At 48.9% G+C, this 24,204-nt stretch carries 24 protein-coding genes and 2 pseudogenes; 11 read left to right on the forward strand and 15 right to left on the reverse strand.

Translation table 11 applies throughout. The features are described from left to right. Nucleotides 1-108: 108 nt before the first annotated feature. Nucleotides 109-264 carry a hypothetical protein gene (locus Psfp_RS21790; RefSeq protein WP_192895464.1) on the reverse strand — a complete coding sequence of 52 codons (156 nt, stop codon included), beginning with the start codon at nt 262-264 and terminating at the stop codon, nt 109-111. Nucleotides 265-584: 320 nt separating this feature from the next. Between Psfp_RS21790 and Psfp_RS15455 the strand changes: the two genes are divergently transcribed. From Psfp_RS15455 to Psfp_RS15465, 3 genes are all read left to right on the forward strand, one after another. Beyond that, nucleotides 585-1,175, forward strand: coding sequence for a hypothetical protein (locus Psfp_RS15455; RefSeq protein ID WP_134219444.1), 591 nt, complete (start codon nt 585-587; stop codon nt 1,173-1,175). After that, nucleotides 1,147-2,175, forward strand: a complete 1,029-nt coding sequence (locus tag Psfp_RS15460) for a hypothetical protein (RefSeq protein WP_134219445.1) — start codon at nt 1,147-1,149, stop codon at nt 2,173-2,175. Before Psfp_RS15455 ends, Psfp_RS15460 begins: the two co-directional genes overlap by 29 nt. Nucleotides 2,176-2,265: 90 nt before the next feature. Beyond that, entirely contained in the window at nt 2,266-2,802 is a 537-nt protein-coding gene (locus Psfp_RS15465) for a flavodoxin family protein (RefSeq protein ID WP_134219446.1), read from the forward strand. Between the two features lie 294 nt (nt 2,803-3,096). On the opposite strand, the pseudogene Psfp_RS15470 reads toward Psfp_RS15465, so the two are convergent. The 4 genes and pseudogenes from Psfp_RS15470 to Psfp_RS15485 form a co-directional block, all read right to left on the reverse strand. After that, nucleotides 3,097-3,456, reverse strand: a pseudogene (locus Psfp_RS15470) (site-2 protease family protein); the annotation flags it as partial. 13 nt (nt 3,457-3,469) lie between these two features. Further along, on the reverse strand, nt 3,470-3,835 hold the full coding sequence (locus tag Psfp_RS15475) for a site-2 protease family protein (protein WP_134219448.1): 366 nt from the start codon (nt 3,833-3,835) through the stop codon (nt 3,470-3,472). An 88-nt stretch (nt 3,836-3,923) separates the two neighbouring features. Continuing rightward, on the reverse strand, nt 3,924-4,352 hold the full coding sequence (locus Psfp_RS15480; RefSeq protein ID WP_134219449.1) for a DUF86 domain-containing protein: 429 nt from the start codon (nt 4,350-4,352) through the stop codon (nt 3,924-3,926). Next, the gene (locus Psfp_RS15485; RefSeq protein WP_134219450.1) at nt 4,342-4,773 is read right to left on the reverse strand and encodes a nucleotidyltransferase domain-containing protein; all 432 of its coding nucleotides are present in this window, start codon (nt 4,771-4,773) and stop codon (nt 4,342-4,344) included. Before Psfp_RS15485 ends, Psfp_RS15480 begins: the two co-directional genes overlap by 11 nt. A 268-nt stretch (nt 4,774-5,041) precedes the next feature. On the opposite strand from Psfp_RS15485, the gene Psfp_RS15490 reads away from it, so the two are divergent. Continuing rightward, nucleotides 5,042-7,126: an FAD-dependent oxidoreductase gene (locus tag Psfp_RS15490; protein WP_134219451.1), complete on the forward strand. Its 2,085-nt coding sequence runs from the start codon at nt 5,042-5,044 to the stop codon at nt 7,124-7,126. 249 nt (nt 7,127-7,375) lie between these two features. On the opposite strand, the gene Psfp_RS15495 is transcribed toward Psfp_RS15490, so the two are convergent. Continuing rightward, a complete protein-coding gene (locus Psfp_RS15495; RefSeq protein WP_134219452.1) occupies nt 7,376-8,089 on the reverse strand; it encodes a DNA alkylation repair protein in 714 nt (237 codons plus the stop codon). A gap of 117 nt (nt 8,090-8,206) precedes the next feature. Between Psfp_RS15495 and Psfp_RS15500 the strand changes: the two genes are divergently transcribed. Beyond that, on the forward strand, nt 8,207-9,082 hold the full coding sequence (locus Psfp_RS15500; RefSeq protein ID WP_134219453.1) for a DUF1848 family protein: 876 nt from the start codon (nt 8,207-8,209) through the stop codon (nt 9,080-9,082). Between the two features lie 44 nt (nt 9,083-9,126). Here Psfp_RS15500 and Psfp_RS15505 read toward each other — a convergent pair whose 3' ends face one another. The 3 genes and pseudogenes from Psfp_RS15505 to Psfp_RS15525 form a co-directional block, all read right to left on the reverse strand. Then, nucleotides 9,127-10,188 (reverse strand): DUF4179 domain-containing protein, encoded by a 1,062-nt coding sequence (locus Psfp_RS15505; RefSeq protein ID WP_134219454.1) that lies wholly within the window; start codon nt 10,186-10,188, stop codon nt 9,127-9,129. Further along, complete coding sequence (locus tag Psfp_RS15510) at nt 10,188-10,667, reverse strand: sigma-70 family RNA polymerase sigma factor (RefSeq protein WP_134219455.1); 480 nt, start codon at nt 10,665-10,667, stop codon at nt 10,188-10,190. The genes Psfp_RS15505 and Psfp_RS15510 overlap by 1 nt, the downstream gene beginning before the upstream one ends. A 558-nt stretch (nt 10,668-11,225) precedes the next feature. After that, a pseudogene (locus Psfp_RS15525) lies at nt 11,226-11,384 on the reverse strand (ATP-binding cassette domain-containing protein); the annotation flags it as partial. Between the two features lie 491 nt (nt 11,385-11,875). Here Psfp_RS15525 and Psfp_RS15530 point away from each other — a divergent pair. Further along, on the forward strand, nt 11,876-12,262 hold the full coding sequence (locus tag Psfp_RS15530; RefSeq protein WP_134219456.1) for a BlaI/MecI/CopY family transcriptional regulator: 387 nt from the start codon (nt 11,876-11,878) through the stop codon (nt 12,260-12,262). Next, complete coding sequence (locus Psfp_RS15535) at nt 12,259-14,700, forward strand: M56 family metallopeptidase (protein WP_134219457.1); 2,442 nt, start codon at nt 12,259-12,261, stop codon at nt 14,698-14,700. The genes Psfp_RS15530 and Psfp_RS15535 overlap by 4 nt, the downstream gene beginning before the upstream one ends. A 107-nt stretch (nt 14,701-14,807) precedes the next feature. Here Psfp_RS15535 and Psfp_RS15540 read toward each other — a convergent pair whose 3' ends face one another. Genes Psfp_RS15540 through Psfp_RS15550 form a run of 3 tightly spaced genes read right to left on the reverse strand, consistent with a single transcriptional unit; the run spans nt 14,808 to nt 17,209 of the window. Beyond that, entirely contained in the window at nt 14,808-15,542 is a 735-nt protein-coding gene (locus Psfp_RS15540) for an ABC transporter permease (protein ID WP_134219458.1), read from the reverse strand. Between the two features lie 3 nt (nt 15,543-15,545). Then, nucleotides 15,546-16,298, reverse strand: coding sequence for an ABC transporter permease (locus tag Psfp_RS15545; protein WP_134219459.1), 753 nt, complete (start codon nt 16,296-16,298; stop codon nt 15,546-15,548). Beyond that, nucleotides 16,295-17,209, reverse strand: a complete 915-nt coding sequence (locus Psfp_RS15550) for an ATP-binding cassette domain-containing protein (RefSeq protein WP_134219460.1) — start codon at nt 17,207-17,209, stop codon at nt 16,295-16,297. Before Psfp_RS15550 ends, Psfp_RS15545 begins: the two co-directional genes overlap by 4 nt. Before the next feature lie 151 nt (nt 17,210-17,360). Between Psfp_RS15550 and Psfp_RS15555 the strand changes: the two genes are divergently transcribed. The 3 genes from Psfp_RS15555 (at nt 17,361) to Psfp_RS15565 (ending at nt 20,572) form a co-directional block, all read left to right on the forward strand. Continuing rightward, nucleotides 17,361-18,080: a response regulator transcription factor gene (locus tag Psfp_RS15555; protein WP_134219461.1), complete on the forward strand. Its 720-nt coding sequence runs from the start codon at nt 17,361-17,363 to the stop codon at nt 18,078-18,080. Then, nucleotides 18,077-19,468: a HAMP domain-containing sensor histidine kinase gene (locus Psfp_RS15560; RefSeq protein ID WP_134219462.1), complete on the forward strand. Its 1,392-nt coding sequence runs from the start codon at nt 18,077-18,079 to the stop codon at nt 19,466-19,468. Before Psfp_RS15555 ends, Psfp_RS15560 begins: the two co-directional genes overlap by 4 nt. Nucleotides 19,469-19,681: 213 nt before the next feature. Next, nucleotides 19,682-20,572 (forward strand): DUF4349 domain-containing protein, encoded by an 891-nt coding sequence (locus Psfp_RS15565; RefSeq protein ID WP_134219463.1) that lies wholly within the window; start codon nt 19,682-19,684, stop codon nt 20,570-20,572. 32 nt (nt 20,573-20,604) lie between these two features. On the opposite strand, the gene Psfp_RS15570 is transcribed toward Psfp_RS15565, so the two are convergent. Genes Psfp_RS15570 through recG form a run of 3 tightly spaced genes read right to left on the reverse strand, consistent with a single transcriptional unit; the run spans nt 20,605 to nt 23,769 of the window. Next, the gene (locus tag Psfp_RS15570; protein ID WP_348981152.1) at nt 20,605-20,763 is read right to left on the reverse strand and encodes an RtcB family protein; all 159 of its coding nucleotides are present in this window, start codon (nt 20,761-20,763) and stop codon (nt 20,605-20,607) included. Between the two features lies 1 nt (nt 20,764). Beyond that, nucleotides 20,765-21,652 (reverse strand): PhzF family phenazine biosynthesis protein, encoded by an 888-nt coding sequence (locus Psfp_RS15575; RefSeq protein ID WP_134219464.1) that lies wholly within the window; start codon nt 21,650-21,652, stop codon nt 20,765-20,767. A 44-nt stretch (nt 21,653-21,696) separates the two neighbouring features. Beyond that, nucleotides 21,697-23,769, reverse strand: coding sequence for an ATP-dependent DNA helicase RecG (gene recG, locus Psfp_RS15580; RefSeq protein WP_134219465.1), 2,073 nt, complete (start codon nt 23,767-23,769; stop codon nt 21,697-21,699). A 103-nt stretch (nt 23,770-23,872) separates the two neighbouring features. Between recG and rpmB the strand changes: the two genes are divergently transcribed. After that, entirely contained in the window at nt 23,873-24,064 is a 192-nt protein-coding gene (gene rpmB, locus Psfp_RS15585; RefSeq protein WP_134219466.1) for a 50S ribosomal protein L28, read from the forward strand. Nucleotides 24,065-24,204 lie beyond the last annotated feature (140 nt).

Raw genomic sequence — 24,204 nt, forward strand, 5'->3', positions numbered from 1 at the left:
TTATCATTATTTTGAAAAACAATGCACTAAAAAAGGTAACAGAAAACCGGCCCGGCCAAGGTAGCTGCTAAACAGTGACCTGGGGGGCCGGCATAAAAGCTATTATCATCATAACAACCCATACCCATCTAAGAGGACTTCACTGCCCATTCGCACAATGGCGTTCAGAGCTTGGATTGTTGATATTGTATGATTATTTAATGTCTTAGTATCACCACCATATTTCAGGTACTGTTGACCAACCACTTCAATGGCTATTTCCACAATACAGTAGTCGCGCGACTGACCGGTACCAGGACCATACCCGCTGTGGAATAGGCAAATGATTTTTGTTGGTCTCGGTACCCGTACTTTGGGAACCGGTTCCCGAACCTATCTGGATTACCCATATTTCCCTCAATTGGAATTTTGGTTGTCCGGTGGTTCTAATACTATTATACGAGGGAAAAGATTATGAGGAGGGCTTTCAGTCTGCAACCGGCAATGGTTTTAAAATTGAGGAGATGTTGTCACGCTGTTTTCAGCAGACCCCAAATAAGCTAATAAGCTAAGGGTCACAGCGCCCAATAAAGGGGGTTGGGCAGGTGAAAAAAAGGACTTTTATTATCGTGATATCTGTCATCACTGCATTATTTATTATCGGCTCAGGATTATTTATCTATCGCAGCATCGCCTCAATCTCAGAAATGTTTAAATTAAACGGACAGCTGCAGGCAGAAGGTTACTATATGGGCGAATTTGAATTTAAGATGCTCGGGTGTGCCTATTACCTGGACAAAGGACAGTATATCACCGCTTTTTCCATGTTAAACAAGCTGCGCCAACAGTTAAAGACCGGAGAAGGTTTAATCAAGGTGCCTGATTTCGCTGACAAAAAAGAGGAAATGGATTTTTACTTAAGCCTGCAGGATCCTAAAACAGGCGCCTTCATGGACGACTCTTACCCCTCCTTTCTTTATTATGAGCCCACACTAAATGTTGTGGACCACCTTGAACTTTTAGCTAAGGAGACAGGCCGGCCGCTGCAACTGAAATACCCGCTAAAATTTCTGGACGAAATCAATACCCCGGACAGTTTAAAGGCATTGCTGAACGATCTGTCTTCATTTAGGATGGCTCGGTTCCAAACTGCCCAAAACAAATTACATGATGGCATCCTGCTACCACAGCTTTAATGAACTGGAGCGCAACAATCTTTATCATTTTACGCCGGAGTGGAAACAGGCGCTTTTGGAGTGGTTTTACAACAACCAGGACAGCAGGACAGGATATTGGCTTAATAGCACCGGCGAACTGCTGAATGAGGGTGATTTAAGCCCAACCTATAAACTTGTTACATTATTTGTGGATGAGCAGGGCAAAAACATCCATTCCGAATTCCCTCTGCGCTATAAGGATGAGATGCTGTTAACAACCCTCCGCAAGCTTTCCAAACCTTTGCCTGAAAACGCCGGCATGGCTGAGATTCATGAATGGCAGCTGACAAGGTACCATGGTATAAAACTGCTGACATACTATTTATGGGACGGGGTTACTCCCGAAAGCAGAAGAACGGCCAGGACTTTCATGGAGGATATTGTGAAAAGTAAGTTTGCAATGTTCTACCTGGAAAACGAGGGCGCGTTTGCTTATTATCCCGGCTCAAAAGCGGCTACCCTGGACGGAACAGGCGACGCGGTATCACTGCTGGATGTTGTTGGCGTGCTGTCAAACGACCGGCAAAACTACTTATGGGGGACCCCTGACCAGCGCATCACAGACCTGGGTTCATATGAAGTTTCAGACCTGCGTGAAAGCGACCTGGCAGCTATTTTAAACTCGCCTGAGATTAATTCACTTCGTTTTTACAAAACCGCTCCTGTTTCCGGGAATTTCACGACAGGTGTTGTTTTCCTCTGCTATCCCGGGGAAACACAGGTTCTGGACATTATGGACCTAATGCCTAAAGTAAAACAATGGGTAAACATGACGCCGCAAACTATGGGGAACTGGACTTCAAAAGAAGCGATTTTAGAAGAACTGGAAACCGTACAGATGGAGCCGGTTCCCGTTTTTAAAGGTGAGCTTCCGCTTACACCGGCTGATGAGACGTTGCGAAACCATGGGGAACTGACAGTCATTGGTTTTGATGTGCTGCAGGTGCCCCGGTACAAATTATCATTTACACTGCATTAAGGGCATTTTCTGTCATAACTACTGTTTGCGGTGTCTCCCATGGAATGTTATAGTTAAAGTAAGATTACAAGCTAAAAAGAAGGCGAAAATGTGAAAAAAGCTTTGATTCTTTATTGGTCTCATTCCGGTAATACAGAAAAAGTAGCCGTGTACCTGCAAAAAGGCTTGGAAGAAGGCGGGTTCCAAACCACGCTTCTGAAAGTGCAGGAGGCGGCAGACATCGATTTTTATGATTTTGACCTGGTGTGTATCGGTGCGCCGTCTTATAGCTGGCATCCCCCCAAACCGGTTGATGACTACCTCAAGGGGAAATTTAACAGTTATAAAAAAGAAGGCCGGGTGAAGGTTAACGCTCCAGCAATACCCGGGAAAAATGCCCTGATATTCTGTACCTATTCCGGCCCGCATACGGGGATTAGAGAAGCGGTACCGGCAGGAAAATACATGGGCCAGTTTTTTGAGCATTTCGGTTTTACCGTGGTGGATGAATGGTATATACTCAGTGAATTTCACGGATCGGAAGAAAACAGCACCTTGGGGAGAATGGGCAACATCAAAGGGCTGCCTAGTGAAGAAGATTTGAAGAGAATTAAGGAAAGCGCCAGGAACCTGGCTCAACGTCTATAATTTCATTAATGTATTTATACAACTGCAGCTTGGGATAGCTGCAGTTGTTTTATCCCATTTGTGATATTTGTGTTTTTTCGGTTTAGGAAAATAATTTATTGACGCCAGTCATGATTCTGGCAACTTTGAAGGCTTACCAAAATATAGCTGCCAGATTAGCCAACTTTTTCAGGTTGCTCATTATGTTTCATCAAGGGCATCAAAAGAGAGGGTTTGACTGGAAACTATCATCAAATCTGGTTATTTTACTATATGGTTGCATATTTTTTTAGATATGGTGTATGCTCACCAAAATTATGTTATATTACTTCTAAGCAGGCAATAAAATACCTTCCCACCCACATCTGCTGCTGTTACATAAACCATTAAACCAAGAATAGTTACCCATCCTGCAAGAGCCAGCGGATAATGGAAATGTAAAGACTTTGGATAAACTAATTCTAACAAGTATAGTAGAATTTTGCCTCCATCCAATGCGGGAACCGGAAGTAAATTTAAAACGGCCAGATTGAGGCTCATTAAGGCTGTAAATTGCATGGCTTTTAAATTGTTGATACCAATGAAATCCCCACCTATAACAACGATACCGATAACACCCGAGAGTTGTTCGCTATGCGTAAAGACAGATGGAATAGCCAAAACCATTTGATAAAGAACAGAAGCGGTCTCATACGGGCTGAATCAAAATATTATTAATTGAAAATGGCGAAACAATTAGATTGATAATGACAAAACAAAATATTGGAAGGATAATGCTGGCCAGCGGTCCCCCGGCAGACATGATCATCCTCTTTGCAACAGGGTAATTAAAAAACTCCGTTTCATCCAACACTTCAGGAAGAACATAGCCGCCTAGCGGAATTAATGAAATTCTATATTCAGTAACCCCTCTCCTCCTAGCCCACACTTTCGGACCAAATCCGATTGAGAAAACCTGAATAGGGATGCCGGCCAATTTAGCAGCTAAAAAGTGACCGAGTTCATGGAAAAAGATGACAAAGCCAATCAATAAGAGTGTCACGATATAACTCATTTCAAACTCCTTATTTAGATATATTTTCCAGCATGCCAGGGGAGATATCCCCTTGACAAAAACTTCACAGAAACTTGACTTGAATGCATTAAATATTCACCTTTAACAATGCTCCCAATTCCTTAAGAAAACGCTCAATATCCCCTAAATTCATCGTTAATATCTTATAAAGCAGCTCATCATCCACTTCCCAGTATATATGTACCAACCTGTTCCTGAACTTGGCCATGCTGACCAGGTTCTTTACGAAATCCCCGTCAAAAATTTTTACTTCTCCCATTACCCGGAAAGTATCCGCATAGTCTTCCGGAGGCCGGTAATTATTTTTTGTTATGATGTGATTACACAGGTCGATGGCAGCCTCGATGGCAACCAGAAAGTGATACTTGGCACTTCCAACTTTATCAGGGTCATTGACGAAGTCCTCTTGGGAAAGGGATGATAAAGCTTTTAACCTGGTTAAGGCTTTCTTTAATTCATAGGATAGTTTTCTAACCTTATCTTCATTAATCTCCAAGCCTTAGCACCTCCTTTAAATACTGCTTCCGGAAAGGCGCAAAATCAAAGTAGAAATCCAGTGTTCTGGTTTGAAATTCCACACGTCTGTCGCCGTCTTTCTCAACCAACAGGATCCCGCTCTTAATAGTTTGATATTGAAATGAAAGAGGTGCAAAGTTTAATACTCTCACATCCACCGGATACTTTAATTTCTCTTCCAGTTTAATCTCCAGTTCTATTTCGTAGTTTATAATTTTATCACTAAAGTTTTCATCTTTTAAATATACGGCAATGTCGATATCTCCGAAGCCTTTCGGTTCCAAAAAAGAGCCATGGACATAGGCAAAAATGATTTCCGGCATGCTGTTCAAAATACATTTAATCGATTCAAGAATTTTATCTTTTTCATCATTGTTTATAAGATACTTCTTAATTTTCATTGCAGGTTACCACCATAAATTAAATATCAAAGTACTATTCTACCTTATTTTGGAATTCCCTTCCCGGAAAAATGCAATACAGTACTATTACACTCCTTCGAGATTCCGTTGTGGGGCTAGTCCCCTGGTTCTTATATTATAACAAAAATCACTGCTGGCTACATAGTCTAGCTCTTGTTGCGTTTCCGCCCCTACCCCTCCTTCCTGAAACAATTATTTTTTTAAACTTCTGGAAAGAATAAAAAAAATTAAGCAGGGGGGTTAATTTGTGACCGCATTAAACCATTTGTTTCAGCCGATAAAAATAGGCTCCATGGAAGTCAAAAACCGTCTGGTGATGCCGCCCATGTGCACCAGGCTGGCCACTGTGCATGGTGAAGTGACCGATACTTTAATTGCCTATTATGTCGAGAGGGCCCGGGGCGGCGCCGGGCTGATCATGGTGGAGTACTGTTATATCGATGAAAAGGAAAGCAAGGCCGCCATATGCCAGCTTGGGGTACAGAGCGATCACCATATCACCGGCCTACGTGAGCTGGCCACGGCCATTAAGAGTTACGGGGCCAGGGCCGTGTTGCAGATAGCCCACGGCGGGCGGCAATCCGACCCGGGGAAAATAGGCGGAAGAAAGCCGGTGGCGCCCTCGGAGATACCCGATCCCTTGGTGAGTGAAATGCTGGGTCACCCCAACCACGTGCGCGCTCTCAGTATAGACGAAGCGGAGGAGGTCATTGAGTCCTTCGTGGAGGCGGCCCGCAGGGCAAGGGACGCCGGCTTTGACGGCGTGGAAATCCACGGGGCGCACGGTTATTTATTGTCGCAGTTTCTCTCGCCTTTCAGCAACCACCGCACGGATCTTTACGGCGGCGATTTGGAGGGGCGCTCCCGCTTCCCCCTGGAAATCGCACGCAGGACCAGAAAAAAATTGGGCCCCGATTACCCCATCTTCTACCGTCTCAGCGCCGATGAGTTTGTCCACGGAGGGTTGACCCTGGACGAAACCAGGCGGTTTGCCCGCATGCTGGAACAGGCGGGGGTAAACTGCATCGATGTTTCAGCCGGCAACTACTCCTCCATGCACCGCTTCATTATGCCGGCTTATTACCCCAACGGTTATTTTGTGTACCTGGCTAAAGGGATTAAAGAGGCAGTCCGCGTCCCGGTTATCGCCGTCGGCGCCATCAATGAACCGCTGCATGCCGAAGAGATTATAGCCGGCGGGTCTGCCGATATGGTAGCCATGGGCAGGGCGCTCATCGCCGATCCGTACCTGCCGAAGAAGGCCTTTGAGGGTAGATTTGAAGATATCCGGACCTGTATCCGTTGTAATGACGGATGCATCAACCGCTTTTTCAAGGGGTGGACCATTCGCTGCGCCGTCAATCCGGTTGCGGGGCGAGAAAAGCATTACGCTGAAATTCCTCCGGCCCGCGTCAGGCGAAGGGTCATGGTGATTGGCGGAGGTCCGGCCGGCATGCAGGCAGCCATTACTGCCCGGAGGCGCGGGCATGAGGTTGCGCTTTATGAAAAATCAGACCGTCTGGGCGGGCTTTTAAACATCGCCGCTATTCCCGACTTCAAGCAGGATTTACGAAGATTCAAGGACCACCTGATCAGCCAGGTTAGGCAAATGCAAATCAACGTGGTATACAACCGCGAAGTGAACCGTCAACTGGTGGAGGCGGAAAGACCGGATGTCGTGGTCATCGCCACCGGCTCCCGGCTTCACGTACCGAATGTGGCCACGATAAACAGGGGCAATATGGTCAACGCCCTGGATGTGTATTCCGGCAGGATTCAGACCGGCCAAAATGTGCTGGTGGTCGGCGCGGGCCTGGTTGGCAGCGAAACGGCTTTAATTCTAGCCCGGCAGGGCAAAAAGGTTACCTTGATGGACCGCCTTGAGAAAATCGCCTTTGACGTGGAGCCGCTCACTTTTATGGCCCTGACCGAATTGTTGGGCCAGGCGGGCGTGGAAATACGGACAGGGTTGAACATCGAAGCGGTGACGGAAACCGGCGTCATGGTGAGTGACAAGGGCTGGAACAGGTTTACAATTGAGGCTGATACAGTGGTTAACGCCCTGGGCCTGGAACCGAACCAGGAGCTGCTCGGGGAACTGGAAGGCAGCGCTTCCGTGGTTTTTGCCGTGGGAGATTGCTACAAGCCCAGGGATGTGGGTGACGCCGTCCATGAAGCGTTCAGCCGGGCCGTGGGGCTGGAACCGGGACAGGATTTGAGCCGGGACATGGGCAGCGCGGCGGATATATCGTTTATGGGCGATGACTTCTATTATGAACCCAACATCATGGCCGGTGTTTCCTACGGCGGTTACGGGGAACGCGTTCACTAACGCGCATGCTTCAACCGCAAGACTTTCGCAGCCTGTAACCAAGTTGCGCAATGCGTTTAAGAAGTTTTCGAATTGCCCGGACCGCCGGTCATGTTCAGCTTGCATGATCAGGCGGCCCGCTTTATGCAACAATGCTTTGACTCCAACAAGTTCGGCGCTAACGCGCCGTCGTGCGGCTGAGACCGCACCCACGTTGCTCAGTATATTTTCAAATGCGCGGCGGCGCCGGCGGCATGCGGAACAAAAGGCTTAAACCTCTCCTTTCAAAAACCGCTGTCTTAAGCCCTCATCAAACTTTTCTACAGCGTACCTCAGCATTGTCCGCGGCATCTCCCGGTAATGTTCTTTCAGAAAACCTAACTCTGCTGCAAAATCCCGGTTGCCGGTTTCTCTCAGCATCCAGCCGACGGCTTTATGGATCAGGTCGTGCTTATGTTTTAGCAAAATCCCGGCGATATTGAAAGTGTCCTGATACTGTCCATTGCGGATAAAGTAAAAGGTGGTGATGATGGCGATTCTTTGTTTCCAAAGGTGATCCGAGCGGGCAAATGCGTACAGGAGGTCTTTTTCCCGCTCCAAAAAATACGGGCCCAGTATTTTATCGGCGGAAGAATCCACCAGATCCCAGTTATTTATGTACGGTATGTTGTTCAAGTACAAATCCACAATGGCCCTTTGTTCTTCTTTGTCTTTTGCCTTCTCATATTTCAGGACCAGAAGAAAAAGCGCGGTTAAACGGTATTCATGTACGGGCTCTTTTAACAATATTTCTATATCATCCAGGCTAACTTCCCGGTAATATTTCCGGGCAACCTTCCTCTGCAGGGGGACCGTGACACCAATAAACTGATCTCCCTCACCATACCCACCCGGGGCAGCTTTAAAATACCTCGGTAAAAATTCAGCCTTCTCAGCATTTTTGTATTTTCCCAACTCGTCTTTGACAGCCTGAATGGATTTCATTGTTTTCACTCCAAATCTGGTTGTTGAATTGAACCTTTTCACTCAATAAGGTTATTGGTATAATATAATTTTATAAAGCAAATATATTTCTTCAATATGATATTTTGAGGGATTTTTATGTCGATATTCGACGGCAAACCCATTGCAATGAACCCAAAGATCGTGCTGAGCGCTTCGCGCATGACCGACATGCCCAAATTCTACCCGGACAAATTGATGGAAGAGGTAAATAATAGACTTGCACGTGGCTTGGAAATACACACCCTGGTTTTATGGACAAAGCATCCGGCAAGTTTATTAATTGACCCTCTGCGTTCATATCTCGAAGAACTAAAAAATAAAAATATACAACTCTATGTTCAGCTTACTATAACCGGGTTGGGCGGTTTAAGTATAGGGATAAAATCAAATGGAAAGCCTTTGGTGCTGGAGCCAAAAGCTCCTTCCCTGCAAGACTCCTTACCGGCATTGCCTGATATTGTTAACCTTGCCGGCAGCCCTGATAGAATAAGATTGAGAGTCGATCCAATAGTCAGAATTAAGGATAGTAAAGGAAATACTTTTTCCAGCCTCAAATTCCTGCCGGTTATTATCAAGTCATCTGCCCAATATGGCATAAAATATTTTAGTTTTAGTTTTCTTGAAAAGAATATGCATCACAAGGTAGATAAAAGATTTCGAGAGATGGGATGCCAAATTGTTCCCCCTGATGAGGAGGAACGGGACAGGACTTTTCATTGGTTAAAGCAAGTGGAATCAGCATACGGAGTTTTTATCAGCGCCTGCTGTGTGCCTGGATTTCCTGACAGCAAATGTATTGACGGTGAATTATTACAGCGGCTTCATGACCGTCAGGAACCGGCTGATTCAAGACAACCGAGGAAAAGGCCGCAATGCGGGTGCACGTATTCCATAGATATCGGCGGATGGCCTCCCAAATTATGTTATACCGGGTGCGACTACTGCTATGCTCATGCCAATTATATAGACTAAATCAAAGATCGGCCAAGAAAACTATCTGTATTCAAAGACGGAATTCAGTTATCCTCACTGACCATCAGAGGGAAAGTAACCTGCCATCTACCCTCGGTATGAAGACCGCTTGTGTAGAAGGAGCCATACAGGGTGTAGTCTCCGATTTCATCCTTCGGAATGTCGAACACAAACTCCTGATAGTCCATTCTGTCGTTGCTGTCCATGCCTTCAATGAAAGATACGCTGTAGTCGTATTGAGTCTGATTGCCGTCTTTATCAACGAGGTAGAAATACCCGTGATTGTCCAAAGTTCGTTTTTCGGAGGTTGCCAACTGAATATGGAGCATTCCATCAATATATCCAATTGCGGTCACATCAAGGCCGCTTATTGGAGCACAAATAGACATCCCCGGATTCAGCACAACAAAGTCATTTGTCGCGCTTGTATATTTGGAAAGATTTATGCCGCTTTTACCTACAGCGTATATGGTTTGCGTTGCCGAGAACTCTTCCACTCCAGCAAGGTTTATATCAACCGGAACATCCTCCAATGAAGTTTTATGGCTGATAAACTCCCGCACCGAGAAGGTGAGCTTGCTTCCCGAGATATCATGGTCACCCCACTCGGTAATTAGAATCAGAAATGTGGCCGTTTTGCTTTCCGAGTCATAGCCCACACGCTGACATGTGGCAGATGAATCAAATGCGCGATGGATGGAATAGCTGTCAAACAGATCTGTCGTTTCGTCAACGCGGTCACCGGTAAGGTCTTGAAGTGTAATATATATCTCTGCCGTATTATCGTGGAGATACGCCGACACCACCTCCATGCGGATTCCGTTGTCCTCACAGGCTTCCTGTACCGGCATAAATAATTGGGCAACCTCCGGCGACACCAAATACATAAGTTCATATATGGCAGGTATCCTTGCAGCCAGAACCGGCGTTGCAAGAACAATGCATAGCGCAAGCATTGCTGCAATCATAAACAGCCTGCGATAAAATGGTCTGGATTTGCATCCTTTGGGTCTGTGGTGGCTTTGTATCAGCTTAACTGTATCGGCAACCAACGCCGGGGTGGGTGTAATCTGATCGTTCATACTCTTATATGTTTTTTCAAACATTAGATTTCTCCTTTCAGCATGTTGGATAGCTGCGTTCTTGCTCTTGTAAGCTGTGTTCTGACGGTTGATTCCTTGATACTGAGGATTTTGCCGATTTCGCTGATAGAGTACCCCTCGTAGTAATATAGGTGTATTACCGAGCGATACTTGGGAGCGAGTTTTCTGAGTACCTCATCGAGTTCATTTTCTTCCGGCATTAAGAATCTATAATTGTCATCCAACGGTACCGTATTTCGCTGCCATGCCGATGACCAATACTTTTTTGCGCAGTTGATTGTGACGCGTATCAGCCAAGCTTTTCTGTGTTCTTCGCTAACAAAGGCCGGATTGTTTCGGACATATCTCAGAAAGACCTCCTGAAAAATATCGTCAGCATCACTCTTTGAGCGAACCTGCGCGAACGCAAGCCGATAAACCATATCGGCATATTCTCTCACAACTGACGCTATCGTCGCCGTGCACTGCGACTCGAAATCCATTCGGCAAAACCTCCTTTCACTACGAATACCCTGCAACCCTCCGAAATGCTACAAAGGATTTGAATATTTATTATATCAAATTGACATCGTCTCCATCTCGGAAATGAATTGCTTTGAAGAGTGCTGGAATGACTGGCTGTCATGTGACAATCCATATGCAATTTCAGACCGTCGCGCTATGAATGCCGGAGCCGGCAAATATATGAACTTTATTTCCGTCATATGCAGGCGTATTTAGCGGACTAAATTTATAAGATATAAAAAGGTCGGGAATATAATCATAGATGCCCGGCCTTTTTTACTACATACCAAGTATCTGCCAGTCAATCCTTGCATAAAGATGGTAGAAACGTGTCGCAATGTATGATAGGCAAGAATTTAACTTACGAATTATTTATATAACCTTTGGAAATATGAGTTGAATACCAAACCCTTGGCCAGATGACGATATTGGTTCAATATTTACCACAACCGATAATGCTTCGGCATATTTTTTTACGAGGTATAAACCCATCCCTGTTGCGTCCTGTCGATCTGGATGGTTTCCGGTAAACCCCTTAGCAATGTTGTTTTCCCGGAGCCGCTAGCCCCCATTATGCCCAAAAACTCGCCTTCAAGCACATCAAAGCTGATTCCTCTGAGGGCTTCTGTCTTATTGTCTCCCTTACCGTAGACTTTTGTGATACTCTCGACTTGTAAAACTCTATTTGAATTCATTTTATGGCCTCCTGACTTTCTTAATCCTAATCATAGCAAGTGCCGCAGAGGAATAACACTTACAGTTGGTGTAAGAAATCGCGTATGCTATGCATGGTCAGACACAAATATTAATTGAAAGATTGAAAACGCACCGAGGCTATGAGCGGCATCACTGCTTGCTGCCTTTAATTTTAGTTATTTCAGGAGGTTCGATGTGCCTCCAATTTTCTTGAAACAGGAAGACGTTTCACTGGCCACGACACGCATTATCTCCATGCATATCAATCCCGGCAAATCTCAGGACAAAGTAAATAATCCAATTTCCTAATCCGTATAATAATGAATTTGGAGAGCAGACCGACTCCGTAAAGCAAGGAGGCGGCCTTCTCACTCCCTTACATGCCGAGAATAGACCAGGTCAAAATCTTGCATAAAGACGGTTGACATTTGTTATCCTGTTCTACTATACTAAGGGTAACAAATGTTAACCAATATTGGAAGGATTTATTATGGCTCAAAATATCGGCCTGTCCGACGGCGAATGGAAACTGATGAATCTTTTATGGGAGGAAGCGCCGCGTACGATTGCGCAGCTTGTTTCCTCTTTGAAGGACGATACCGGATGGACGAAGGGAACCATTTTTATGATGCTCTCCAGAATGAATGACAAGGGTGTGGTTCGCTTTGAAACTGGAGGGCGCTCCAAGCTCTATTATCCTGTATTGAAAAAGGAGGATGCAACCTCTTATGAAACCGGGAGCTTTCTTAATAAGGTCTTCGGCGGCAGTATCGGGCTGATGGTGGCATCCATGGCAGGGCAAATGGATCTGACCAAAGAGGACATTGACGAGTTGTATGCCATCTTGCGCGAGGCGGAAAAGGAGGCGGGCAAATGATCGAGTGTATCATCACCTCGTCCGTGCTGATTGCGGTTGTGATTGCTTTGCGTTTCCTGTTCCGTGGAAAAATCAGCTGCAGGCTGCAATATGCCTTGTGGGGGTTGGTTTTGCTCCGACTGCTGATGCCGTTTCCGCTGCTTGGAAGCCCGCTCAGCGTAATGAACGCAATACCGGACAGCATGCCAATTTCAGGACAGCATATCAGCGTAACGTCCGGCGGTATTGGAGACACTGCCGACAACTCTGACAATTCAGTTTTAGCGGGGAACGCAACCGGCGTCCATTACGCTAAAACGATGAGCGCAAATGAGATATTGCGCCTTATTTGGCTGGTCGGTGCCATCGTGGTTGGGTTGTGGATTCTCGGCACAAATTTCGTATTTTACAGGCTACTTCATAAAACACGCAGAACTTATGACGCCGCTGACTTCAAACTGCCGGTCTATGTCAGCGGACATATCGCTTCGCCCTGCCTGTTCGGTATCATTCATCCGGGGGTTTATCTGACGCCGAAAGCGGCGGAAGACGAAAACAATGCCAGCTATGTCCTCGCGCATGAGCTGTGCCATTACCGCCATGGCGACCATATCTGGTCAATTCTGAGGGGCGTATGCCTTGTGGCTTACTGGTGGAACCCGCTTGTCTGGGCCGCGGCAATCCTCTCTCGCGCTGACAGCGAGCTGGCCTGCGACGAGTCGGTGATCAAACAGATTGGTGAGGAAAAGCGCCTGGCTTACGGGCATGCGCTTGTCGATATGATTACCGTCAAAAAAGCTCCTTCCGGTATCCTATATGCTGCAACCACGATGATTTCCGGAAAACGGGGCATCAAGGAGAGACTGAATATGATTATTAAGAAACCAAAAACTTTTATACCCGCTATGGTTACCGTTCTCCTGGCCGTCGCCGTATGCGTTGGCGGCACCTTTACCGGGGCGAAAGCTGCTTCCCTTTCCGCTGAGGAAGCGCTTACACAGCTTGCGGCAAGCGCCTACCATACAAAAGACGAAGTAAGCTTCCAAATCCCGCAAGGCTATGAAAAGCCTGAAAAATGGAATATTCATATAGCCGGCAGACTTGAATCGGACGGGTTTTCACAAAGCGTCCATCTGCTTGAAGATGTAAACGATTCTAAAACATGGAAACCGGGAGAGCGCTACAGCCTCCCCTTAAATGATCATTATACAGAGCTGACGCTTACAGCATATCTGCCCGGTGAAAACGGGAAAACGCTGGAAAAGACCGTTAATCTGCTGAACACACCCTCTTTTTCCGTGTCCTACTCATTGACCCAACTCAAAAACGGCAAGGTCCAATCGTCCCTTTCGCCGCTGTCGGGTGACAAAGCAAAGCTTGCTGAAGATTTAATCTTTGATTATATGGTAAAATCCGCCGCGTGGCCGGGTGTTGATATAAAAACGCTCAACGAATGTTATCTGCTGCGCGCAACCTATCCGGATGGCACGGCAACCGATTACTATGCCTATTTGCATGACGGAAAATCCGTCATGCAACAGGGTACTGACGGGTATTACAGCCGGATCGATGACGGGCTTTATGAAAAACTGGCTGATCTGGCGCAGGGCATTACGGCAGCGGCCGGCAGCGTGGAGGGATCAACCAACACCACTGTAAACATTGACCGCAGCGACCTTAACGCCTGCGTCTCCGACGCGATTATTACCGCCAATACCGATCAATACCACAGCGGCGATTTTTCCGCCGAAGCCCATACGGTTCTCAAAACCGTGGAAAGCGGTAACACAACCACGGTCTACGCAATGGCGCTCTATATGGAGTTCGGCTACGCGAACGGCGGTTTTTCAGAAACTGGCGGAAGCCACATGCCGGTAGCGGTCACCTTTGAGAAAAATGACGCCGGAAAATACGATCTGAAAGAATACTGGATGCCGAAGGACGGAACCTATTACGCTCCCTCCATTAAAGAGAAATTCCCCTCCGATATTTATAAGAACGCGCTTGACACACAGAAATACATCCTGGCTCAGACACAGGCCTGCTACGCACAGGCGGTTAAATATAGCAAGGTGAACACGGATGCCGTCCTCTCAAAGCTCGTTGATACCATCTGTTCATCTCCCGCCGAGGCGTCAAATCCGGGAGCCTATATCGAAGAGCACCCGATCGAGTACAGAGCGCTTCTGTACTACGGCGATTACACGCTAAGATACGCGTATGCCGAGTTTCTAAAGGGCGTGCAGACAGACCTTCGGGGTCAAATTCTGCTGTCCGCCATGCGTGAGCTGCTCGGCGAGGAGAATATTGGAAAGGATATCGGCCCGGCGCAGAAATGGTTTGACGAATGGAAAGATAACGCATTGAGTCTGCGCGATGCAAACTCAATGGAGTTTATGGAAAAGAATTATCCCAAAACCGCCATTTTACTGCAAATGTTGGATAAGAATATTTATTGAAATTGAAACGGGATAGCCGGCAATACTTGCCGCTATCCCGTTTCCAAATCACAGCCCCAAGACAGTCCAGTCAATACTAAAGACAGTAAATAATCTGCGTCTGCCAATTACCCTGCTGACACATCTCGTTTTTTTAGCCATATAACAGCAAATAGAATGCAAACCATAAGATAGAAAATGCTGTTGAGAACAAACTGTTCCGTACTGCACTGCATTGCTCCGCCAGGTTTGTTGGCGCGCATGCCCAGGCATAAAAGGGAATACGGAAACCATACACCATAACCCTTGGCCAGCGCCGCCAACCCCGCGACACCGCCGATCAGGGCGATTCCCACCGGTACGGCGAAACTGCGGATTATAAGCGAAACGCATAGCTGGAGAGCACAGATCACGATCCCGCCGACAGCGCCGCACAGAAGCCAAACCGGAAGCTCCGGCGGAACCGGAGCGGCCAGACCCGAAAGCCTGCCGGAAATCACAAACAGCATACCGATCCATACCTGTGTCAGCAGAACCATAACGGAGGCGGATATGAGCTTTGCAAGATAAACATACGAAACCGGTACGGGCGCCGTCATGACAGCATTCCAGTTGTGATTGCTATGTTCCAGGCGGCACAGGTAAGAGCAGTAAACCCCTATAGTGGCAGGAAGGAAAAAATAACAGGTGAAGAGGGTGTGCTGCGTCCACAGGCTGTACCACTGATCTTGTAAGACGCCGATATTTTGCAGATAATTAAAGGTGCCCATGACAGCGGGCAGGATGGGAATAATTAAAAAAGCAAGCCAGACCGGGCTGTGATGAAGCTTCATCCTTTCGGCCCGAAGCGTCCGCAGAAACATATTTCACATCTCCTTTCGAATAAACAGCGCGCGGCCAATGATATACATCACACAGAAGACGATGATCAGGGTGACAAACCCGGCCCAATCAATCGGCACATAGTAAAAATCGGTGACGCGCGTCGCCCTGTCCCAGTTCATGCCCACAAACATCAGCACGCCGTAATATCCCCAAAGGAGAAATCTTTCCAGGCTTTGCGGAAAATACAGGATAAAAAGTCCGGCAAAGCTCCCGATAATGCCCACGGCAAGAGCAATCATCTGGTTTCTGAATAGAAGCGACAGAACCTGCTGCAGCAAAAGAATGGTCAGGTTTACGGCCGTGGTAAAGAGGAGATAATAAAATAACTTAGCGAGCGGCGGGCTTCCCTCAAACCCGACCAGGCGCCCCACGGCAGCAATGACAACAACCTGTAAAAGAACCGCGGCGAGCATGTACAAAGAGCCGCATAAAAATTTGGCGGAGAACAAACGCCCGGCGGGCATCACGGTATTCAGAAGCTTCAGCGTCTGCCCCTTGTGCTCGATATCGCAGAGCCGCGACGCAACCACGGCCGCAATGACCGGCATCATGATGGAGTTTAAGAGCGGGAACTGATATAGAAAATGCATCCAGCCCTGAGAAAGGTCGTGCGCGTCCATTCCTCTGACTCCCCACAGTGACCACAATATTTGCACGATAATCAGGGCGGCGACTATCAGCCAGACCCTTTTGCGGCGGATTTTCTGAAATTCCATGGCCAGCGCCTTGATCATAAGCTCACCGCCGTTCCGGTCAGTTCGAGGAAGATATCCTCAAGGCTCTTGCGCCGTTCTTCGATGCGTACAACGCCTATGTTTCTTTCAAAAAGCCCGGAGATATGAACCACAAGCTCGTTGTCGGAAAGCCTGGGCAGCAAGAGATAGTGATCCTGCGGCTGGCAGGAAACGCCCCGCTCGCCGAGTATTTTTGCCGCCGCCTCGTTATCTTGCGTGCGGACGGCAATGTTGGTTCTGCTTTTTTCATAAAGTGTTGCTAAACTGTCCTGAAAAATAAGCTCGCCGCGACTGATGATTCCGACATTTGTGGCGATCTGGTCGATCTCGCTGAGCAGATGGCTTGAGACCATCACCGTCATTCCGTACTGCTGCGGCAGGGAGCAAATCAGCTCGCGCATCTCCTGCATACCCGCCGGGTCAAGGCCGTTTGTCGGTTCGTCGAGAATCAAAAGCTTCGGGTTGCCCAGCAGCGCGCAGGCAAGCCCAAGTCGCTGCTTCATGCCCATCGAGTACTGCGAGACCTTTTTCTCCTTCTGGTTTTCCAGTCGGACAATGTGCAGGACCCTGTTGATATCCTTATCCGGCACACCCTTGAGCACACAGATAATCCGGAGATTTTCCGTTCCCGTCAGGTGTCCGTAATAGCTGGGTGATTCGATCAGGGATCCTACGTCCTTCAGGATGGCGAGCCTGTTCCGTCTGTTAAGCTGTTTGCCAAACACGGTAACGGTTCCGGCTGTCGGCCTCGCAAGTCCCAGGATCATTTTCATTGTGGTGGATTTACCCGCGCCGTTCGGTCCGAGAAAACCGTAAACAGTCCCTTCCGGCACTTTCAGATCCAGGTCCTTCACCCGCAGTACCTTGCCGTACTGCTTGCAAAGGCCGGTTGTTGCGATAATATCAGACATTTTGATGTCCCCCCCCCTTTTTTTCAGGCCGGGAACATCATAGCAGGCCTGCCTTACATGAGCCTGTACTTAAGCTTACATTTACCTTAAGATTGCGGAAAAACATCCAATTTGTTCTGTATTTATACTATAATGGATCGCAGTGATAACAATGGACGATATTTTTGCCTGTAAGCTTCTTATCATAGACGACGAGCCGGAGCTGCGCAGGATGGTAACTGAAATACTGCGGCGGGAAGGTTTTATGCGCATCATTTCCGCCGCCGACTGCAAAGAGGCGCGCCGGCTCTTTGCGTCGGAGAAGCCGGACGGTGTGATTCTGGATGTTTCCCTGCCGGACGGAGACGGTTTTTCCCTGATGCGGGAGTTTCGCGCCGCGTCGGCTGTTCCGGTATTGTTTCTTTCCGCGCGCGACGAGGATGAAAACCGCTTGCTCGGACTTGGTCTCGGCGCGGACGACTATATCACGAAGCCTTTTTTACCCCGCGAACTGACGCTAAGACTCCGCGCGGTGTTAAGCCGCGCCTATTTTCCGGTCGTGCTAAAGCAAAATAAAAAGCCGGTCTTCCGTTTGGGCGAAACGGAAATCGACTTAAACAGCGGCTCAGTTACAACAAAAAAAGACCAGCTTATGCTCACCGCAAAGGAATTTGCACTGCTTGAAAAGCTCTATGAAAACCGTGGCAACATCGTCACCGGCGACAGCCTGTGCCGCGCCGCGTGGGGTAACGACCTGTACGGATATGAAAACACGCTGATGGTGCATATCCGCCGTCTGCGCGAGAAGATTGAACCGGAACCGTCTTCCCCACGTTATCTTCTCACTGTGCGGGGACTTGGCTACAAGTTGACGGGAGCTGAAGGCAAATGAAAAGCATGATGAAAATCCTGTCCCGTTATGTGCTCTCGGCTGCCGGGGTAGCGCTTATTCTGCTTATCATCAATTTTGCGGTATTGGCGGCGTGGTTGGTTCAGGCTGACAAAATAGAGCAAAAGGATTACAGTATCTCACAGATCGCGGATGGTCTGACCAAATCAGACGGCGTTTTCACGCTTTCTGAATCCGCACGGGAGACGATTGAAAAGCGGTTTCGGTGGGCGATGCTGCTGGACGATGACGGCAGTGTGATATGGAGCAAAAATCTGCCCGGCGACGTGCCGCTTAAGTTTACCGTTTCCGATGTGGCCGGCTTTACCCGCTGGTATTTAAATGACTATCCGGTTTATGTCTGGCGGCATCCGGACGGTCTTTTTGTGCTGGGCCGCGCCAGGGGCAGTGTGTGGAAACATGATATTGACATGCCGCAGAAGGTAATGGATAACACTCTGGTGTGGATTCCGGCTGTTTTAATTCTCAACGTCGTCACGGCCGTCCTGCTTGCACTGCTGTTCGGCCTGGGGCTGTTCCGTTCCCTGAAGCCGCTTGCAAAGGGCATTGAGGATATGGCCGAAAAACGTCCGGTAGAGCTTTCCACACGTGGTCTTCTCGGCGATCTTGCCGCCGGGATCAACAAAACTTCTGCACAGCTAACAAAACAGGAGGCCGCTCTCAATAAGAGGGACAATGCCCGCACAACATGGATTGCCGGCGTGTCCCACGACATTCGCACACCGCTTTCTCTGGTTATGGGTTATGCAAGCCAGCTTGAGGACGACTCAGAGCTCCCGCCGGCCAAGCGGGAACAGGCGGGTATTATCCGCAGGCAGAGCGAACGGATCAAGGTGCTGGTCAGCGACTTAAATCTTGCTTCCAAGTTGGAATACGACATGCAGCCGCTGCGTCGAAACTCCGTTGGGCTGGCTGCGCTCTTGCGTGGCGTTGTCGCCGATTTTTTAAACAGTGGACTTGATCATCGCTATGCAATGGACGTAACGATCGGTAAAGAGGCACAAAATGCCGCAGTCACCGGCGATGAGGAGCTTTTGCGACGCGCGGTTGCCAATTTGATCGCCAACAGCATCCGCCATAACCCAAAGGGTTGCGCGATAAAAGCAGCTCTGGAAAAGGGCCTGGGCAATTGCTTTCTCACTGTTTCCGACAACGGAGCAGGCTTCCCGCAGGAAATTCTTGAAAACCTGAATCATCCTGAAGGTTCTGCCGGGCTGCAAAACCATGGCTTAGGCCTCACCATCGTCCGGCAGATCATCAGAGCGCACGGGGGAACCACGGAATTTCATAATCTGCCCGCAGGCGGCTGCACAGTTGTACTCTGCCTGCCCGTAAGCGTTGCGGACGTAAGCGGTCAAAAAAATCGATGAGTCTGGATATCCCAGACAATTAACGGCAAATTTGTACGCAGGTGAAGGAAGTCGCCGCGATGCAAAACAACGCAGAGTAAAACATAGCAGACAACAGGCTTTTCCCCGTTCTCTGCTATATTTTTTCAATAATACGATCATTTCGCGCTTGCCAATTCATCCTTACTCGAAATTTTTACGTCTAAATATAAAACACTGCAAGGAGGGAACGTGATGAATAAAACTTACGCTGTTGTTTTTTTACTGGCAGGACTGTTGTTGTTGGGCGGATGCGGCGCCGCCAAACAGGGTGCGGCGCCGGTGGCAAGTGAAAAATCCTATGAGAATGGAGCTGTTGCCGGCGCAGGCTCAGAGTCCTTTTCAACCGTAGCAAATGATGCCGACGGACAAGCGCCGGTGGAGCGAAAAGTTACCAGGAAAGCATCCCTGGTCATGGCCGTATCCAATGTTACCGAGTCTTATAATCAGATTCAGGTCATAGTTAATGAAAGCGGCGGCTATTTGCAAAATGCCGACATTCATTCGGCAGACGGACAAATGCGGAGCACGTTGACCTTAAGGGTGCCGGCAGCAAAACTGGAAGAAATTTTGTCTGCCCTGGAACCCCTGGGTCAGGTTGAAGGCAAAAACATTTCCGGACAAGATGTCACCGAGGAATATTATGATGCAACCGCCCGCAAGGCAAACCTGGAAAGACAGGAAAAAAGACTCTTAGAGCTATATAACAAAGCTGGGACAGTGAAAGACATCCTGGAAATTGAAAACGAGCTGACCAGGGTGCGGGGCGAAATAGAGTCCCTGCAGGCACGGCTCAATGTCCTGGATAATCTGATCAGTCTGGCTACAATAACGGTTGAACTACGGGCGCCCGGAGGTATCTCCACCGGTTCAACGCTAAAGGAGCCCCTGGGCACACGTTTGAAGGCTGCCTGGCAAATGGGCGTCAACGGGCTGGTGAATTTTTCGGAGGGCCTTTTACTGCTCGGAGTGATTCTTCTGCCTTATACTCCTTTTCTGGCGGCGGCTTATTTGCTTTTCTACTACATAGTCAGGAAAAGAAGACTTAAGAGTAAAGACAGCCCCACCGATAGGGGGGCGGTTTAGTCGCTAGCTGCGGATTCTCAAATAGACATTTTCTAATCTTTACCCTTGATTACCGCCAGGGGCAGCAATCTTGCCGCCGGGCGGGTCATACCGATTTCAGTTAGGGTGTCCACCACCTGGTCGATATCCTTGTAGGCGCCCGGAGCTTCGTCCAAAAGGTCTTTGTAGTTCCTGCTGTTGTAAATAACCAGCCTAAAGCAATTCTCCTCTGGCGACCATTACAACCTTACCGCCCACGGACACATCTATAGCCTCATTTTTTTCTTCAGCATGCAATAAGAGTAACGACGGCCTGGCAACTTCATAACCCTGCTCAACCCTGATGTCAACCCGGTCTGTTCCAAAATACCGGTATTTAACCAGGTACCCGGCCAGGCAGCCGTTGGCGCTGCCCGTTGCCGGGTCTTCCGGTATGCCGTAACAGTCAACAAAAGCCCGCGCATTCAAGTCGTTTTCCCGGTTGTACGTCTCCGGACAGAAAATGAATATCGCCTTGGCATGCGTATTCTTGATTAACTCGAAGTACTTGTCCCTGTTTATACTGGCTTTTTTCACAGCAGCCAGCGATTTCAAGGGAACGATAAAGAAAGGCAGCCCTGTAGAAACATCCTGAATAGGGAATCTGGAGTCAATCTCGCTTTCTTCAATGTTTAATACTTGAGCAACCGGCCCTGCTTCAAGGACCCGGCCAAAAACGGGCTGCTTTTGCTTCATCCATAAAGTATCCGGGTCTTTGCTGCTGGATTCAAATGTAACGGGCATTTGCCCGACTTTCAGATTCAATATAATTTTTTCTGCGGGTTCTTTTTGTATCTCGTGTCGGATAACATAGGCCGTGCCTAATGTAGGGTGACCGGCGAAAGGCACTTCTTCTGCCGGTGTAAAAATCCGCACGTCATATCCGCCGTCTTTTATGTCATCAGATAAGATAAAGGTTGTTTCTGAATAATTCATCTCCCTGGCAATCAGCTGCATTTCGGCGCCGGAAAGGGTCCCGGCAGATCTGATCACGGCCAGCTGGTTGCCGGCATATTTTTCTTCAGCAAACACATCCACAATGTAAAAGGCGCGCTTCGCCATTTAATTACCTCCCCGGATATAAAAATAAAACAAAGTTGTTGACCTCAACCAATCCCCATGTAACCGCCAGACCCGCTATATCTGGCTTTTATCTCGGCCGGCAGCCTGCTGTTCTCCGGCCGGGTCAGGTTTGGGTCGGACCCGGCCAGGGCGATCGCTTCCTGGCGGGCGGTCTGGAAAACTTGAACATCGCGCAGGAGATCGGCAATTTTCAACTCCGGCAGGCCGGACTGGCGGGTGCCCTGAAATTCCCCCGGCCCCCGCAAGCGCAGGTCCTCTTCAGCCAGGGCAAAGCCATCCGCGATCAGCGTCATCGCTTTCAGGCGGGCCTTGCCTTCCTCCGTCCGGGGACTGCCGGTGAGGATGCAGTAAGACTGGTGGCCGCCCCGGCCGACGCGTCCCCGTAACTGGTGAAGTTGGGCCAGGCCGAAGCGGTCGGCGTCGAGGACCACCATCATCGTGGCATTGGGGACGTCCACCCCTACCTCAATGACCGTGGTGGCTACCAGGACATCGACCTCCCCCTGCCTGAAGGCGGTCATGATTTCCTCCTTCTCCCCTGCTTTCATCCTGCCGTGCAAAAGCCTGACCCGGTAGTTGCGAAATTCACCCGCCGCCAGCTTTTCTGCAATATCGGTGGCTGCCTGCAAATCAACTTTTTCCGACTCTTCGACTAGGGGACAGACAATATAAACCTGCCGCCCCAGGCGAAGCTGGTCTGCCGCCAGCTTATAGGCCTTATGAAGCGCGCTGGGAAGGACCGCGTAGGTTTTGACCGGCAGCCTGCCCGGAGGCGTCTCACTGATCACCGAAAGATCCAGGTCCCCGTACAGGGTCAAGGCCAGGGTGCGTGGGATCGGGGTGGCGGTCATAACCAGGGTGTCGGGGCAGCTTCCTTTGTACTGCAGGGCCGCCCGCTGGCGGACGCCAAAGCGGTGCTGTTCGTCAACCACCACCAGTCCCAGCCTTTGGAAAGAAATATCCTGTTGAATCAGGGCGTGCGTCCCCACCAGCAGTTTCAGGTCACCCTCCGCCAGCCTTTGCAGCAGTAATTCCTTTTCCTTTTTAGGGGTGCTGCTGGTCAGCAGCCCGGCCTCAACGCCAATAGGAACCAGTGTCCTCTTCATCACCAGGTAATGCTGTTCGGCCAGGATTTCAGTGGGCGCCATCAAGGCGCCCTGCAGGCCGTTTTCCACTGCCTTAAGCAGCGCAAGTATGGAAATTACCGTTTTACCGGACCCGACATCCCCCTGGAGGAGACGCTGCATGGGAGAAGAGGACTCCATATCGGCTGCGATCTCACCCCACACTCTGACCTGGTCTCCGGTCAGGCGATAAGGCAGATTATGAATAAAGGAACTGGTTAGCCCGCCGTCCCGCCGGCAGCGGTATTCCTTGTGACGGGCTGCGACAGTTGCCCGCCGGACCGCCAGTCCCAACTGCAGAAGAAAAAGCTCTTCAAAGATAAATCGTCTTCTGGCTTTTTCCAGGTCCTCGCGGCATTCCGGGAAGTGTATACTTGCCAGGGCGTCCCCAAATACCGGCAACTTATATTTTCCAAGCAATTCAGCAGGCAGAAATTCACCTGCATTTGAGCGTGCCTCATCCAGAGTTGTTTTTACGACGGCGCGCAATAGTCGCTGGGTTAGCTGCCCGGTCAGCGGGTAGATGGGGACCAGCCTTCCTGCGCCCAGAGGGTCGCCGCCTTCCGCAACCTCATAATCCTCGACCATAACCTGCACCGGCCCAAAGCTCTTGTCAACTTTGCCGGTTACAAAAAGTTTGGTTCCCGTAGACAGGCTTTTCTTGACGAATGGCTGGTTGAACCATACCGCGTAGAAAATACCCGTCCCGTCATGCACAGCCAGCTTGGTAACAGTTAAGCCGCGCCTTGGCTTTAAATCCTGCGCGGCCAGCACGGTCCCCCTGATGGTGGCCGTCTCCCCATGCGGGCAGGCGCCGGCCGGTAGAAGCCTGGAGCGATCTTCATACCGCCGTGGAAAATGATACAGCAGGTCCCGCACCGTAAAGAGGCCGAGCTTTTGCATGGCTGCGGCCCGCCGGGGTCCGATCATCTTGAGGTACTGTACTGGTTTTGCGAAAAAGTCAGCAGGCATGGCAATCCTTTCGGAAAATAACTGGAATTTAACTTAAGCCGGCCTTGCGGCGCCTTTTGTTTTTTGATAGAATGTAGTGGTGATGCAAAGGAGGTGGTTATCTATGGCTAGAGTATGTGCCGTTTGCGGCAAAGGCGTTAGCGTCGGTATGAATATGAGCCACTCACACATTCGTACTAAAAGGACCTGGATGCCCAACCTGCAGCGCGTCAAAGCCATCATAGACGGTAGTCCCCGTAGAATTCTGGTATGCACCCGCTGCTTGAGGAGCGGCAAGATACAGCGTGCTATATAAGCAAAGAAGTTTTTAAAAAGCGGCCGTGGGGCCGTTTTTTTGTTACTTCTGCATTGTATTGGCCAATACCTTTTGAGTATAGCTAAATTTATGAAGAGATTACAAAACCCCTGATTTTTACAACTCAGGGGTTTTGGACA

The sequence above is a fragment of the Pelotomaculum sp. FP genome, assembly GCF_004369245.1.
Lineage (GTDB): Bacteria > Bacillota > Desulfotomaculia > Desulfotomaculales > Pelotomaculaceae > Pelotomaculum_C > Pelotomaculum_C schinkii.

What these genes read in the sequence shown, in the direction of transcription:
- Psfp_RS15460 (WP_134219445.1), top strand. Translation starts at nt 1,147, where the DNA reads ATGATGGCATCCTGCTACCACAGCTTTAATGAACTGGAGCGCAACAAT.
- Psfp_RS15475 (WP_134219448.1), bottom strand. Translation starts at nt 3,835, where the DNA reads ATGAGTTATATCGTGACACTCTTATTGATTGGCTTTGTCATCTTTTTC.
- Psfp_RS15485 (WP_134219450.1), bottom strand. Translation starts at nt 4,773, where the DNA reads ATGAAAATTAAGAAGTATCTTATAAACAATGATGAAAAAGATAAAATT.
- Psfp_RS15495 (WP_134219452.1), bottom strand. Translation starts at nt 8,089, where the DNA reads ATGAAATCCATTCAGGCTGTCAAAGACGAGTTGGGAAAATACAAAAAT.
- Psfp_RS15500 (WP_134219453.1), top strand. Translation starts at nt 8,207, where the DNA reads ATGTCGATATTCGACGGCAAACCCATTGCAATGAACCCAAAGATCGTG.
- Psfp_RS15505 (WP_134219454.1), bottom strand. Translation starts at nt 10,188, where the DNA reads ATGTTTGAAAAAACATATAAGAGTATGAACGATCAGATTACACCCACC.
- Psfp_RS15510 (WP_134219455.1), bottom strand. Translation starts at nt 10,667, where the DNA reads ATGGATTTCGAGTCGCAGTGCACGGCGACGATAGCGTCAGTTGTGAGA.
- Psfp_RS15530 (WP_134219456.1), top strand. Translation starts at nt 11,876, where the DNA reads ATGGCTCAAAATATCGGCCTGTCCGACGGCGAATGGAAACTGATGAAT.
- Psfp_RS15535 (WP_134219457.1), top strand. Translation starts at nt 12,259, where the DNA reads ATGATCGAGTGTATCATCACCTCGTCCGTGCTGATTGCGGTTGTGATT.
- Psfp_RS15540 (WP_134219458.1), bottom strand. Translation starts at nt 15,542, where the DNA reads ATGTTTCTGCGGACGCTTCGGGCCGAAAGGATGAAGCTTCATCACAGC.
- Psfp_RS15545 (WP_134219459.1), bottom strand. Translation starts at nt 16,298, where the DNA reads ATGATCAAGGCGCTGGCCATGGAATTTCAGAAAATCCGCCGCAAAAGG.
- Psfp_RS15550 (WP_134219460.1), bottom strand. Translation starts at nt 17,209, where the DNA reads ATGTCTGATATTATCGCAACAACCGGCCTTTGCAAGCAGTACGGCAAG.
- Psfp_RS15555 (WP_134219461.1), top strand. Translation starts at nt 17,361, where the DNA reads ATGGACGATATTTTTGCCTGTAAGCTTCTTATCATAGACGACGAGCCG.
- Psfp_RS15560 (WP_134219462.1), top strand. Translation starts at nt 18,077, where the DNA reads ATGAAAAGCATGATGAAAATCCTGTCCCGTTATGTGCTCTCGGCTGCC.
- Psfp_RS15565 (WP_134219463.1), top strand. Translation starts at nt 19,682, where the DNA reads ATGAATAAAACTTACGCTGTTGTTTTTTTACTGGCAGGACTGTTGTTG.
- Psfp_RS15575 (WP_134219464.1), bottom strand. Translation starts at nt 21,652, where the DNA reads ATGGCGAAGCGCGCCTTTTACATTGTGGATGTGTTTGCTGAAGAAAAA.
- recG (WP_134219465.1), bottom strand. Translation starts at nt 23,769, where the DNA reads ATGCCTGCTGACTTTTTCGCAAAACCAGTACAGTACCTCAAGATGATC.
- rpmB (WP_134219466.1), top strand. Translation starts at nt 23,873, where the DNA reads ATGGCTAGAGTATGTGCCGTTTGCGGCAAAGGCGTTAGCGTCGGTATG.